The organism is Microvirga antarctica, assembly GCF_017921815.1.
GTDB lineage: Bacteria > Pseudomonadota > Alphaproteobacteria > Rhizobiales > Beijerinckiaceae > Microvirga > Microvirga antarctica.
The window spans coordinates 1-290 of sequence record NZ_JAGEMM010000081.1; the positions used below are offsets into that span (position 1 = coordinate 1).

At 60.3% G+C, this 290-nt stretch carries 1 protein-coding gene; it reads right to left on the reverse strand.

The window, feature by feature from the left end; translation table 11 throughout:
• On the reverse strand, positions 1-290 hold a 290-nt coding region (locus J4G32_RS20945; RefSeq protein WP_210497604.1), incomplete at both ends, for an ATP-binding cassette domain-containing protein.

The window sequence follows — 290 nt, forward strand, 5'->3', positions numbered from 1 at the left end:
AGCAAACGCCAGAAGTTATCGCGCGCCACTGGGTCCACACCGGAAGTGGGTTCGTCCAGGATCAGCAGCTCTGGCTTATGCACCATGGCCACCGCCAAGGACAGTCGCTGGCGCATCCCCAAAGGAATGGCATCGGGCAAACGGTCCAGAATCTGGCCCAGCTCAAAACGCTCCACCATTTCCGCCACACGGCCTTCCACCTCGTCCTCGGGGACGTGGAACAACTGGGCGTGCAGCACCAGGTTTTGCCGGACCGTCAGCTCGCTGTACAGGGAAAAAGCCTGTGACAT